The organism is Kluyvera chengduensis (genome assembly GCF_044197065.1).
GTDB lineage: Bacteria > Pseudomonadota > Gammaproteobacteria > Enterobacterales > Enterobacteriaceae > Kluyvera > Kluyvera ascorbata_C.
This window is the reverse complement of sequence record NZ_JBIQOI010000047.1, coordinates 1-214: the sequence shown is the minus strand read 5'-3', so window position 1 is coordinate 214 and position 214 is coordinate 1. Positions and strand designations below refer to the sequence as shown.

Genomic DNA, 214 nt, shown 5'->3' with positions numbered 1-214 from the left:
CACCGCTGGGTGAAGCCGAAGTGGCGCTGACCCGCGAAAAACTGGGCTGGAAATACGGTCCGTTTGAAATCCCGGCTGACATCTATGCACAGTGGGATGCGAAAGCCGCAGGCCAGGCGAAAGAAGCCGCCTGGAACGACAAGTTCGCCGCTTATGCGAAAGCTTTCCCGCAGGAAGCCGCAGAGTTCACCCGCCGTATGAAAGGTGACATGCC

At 58.9% G+C, this 214-nt stretch carries 1 pseudogene; it reads left to right on the top strand.

The window, feature by feature from the left end:
- Positions 1–214, top strand: a pseudogene (locus ACH1XZ_RS23310) (transketolase); the annotation flags it as partial.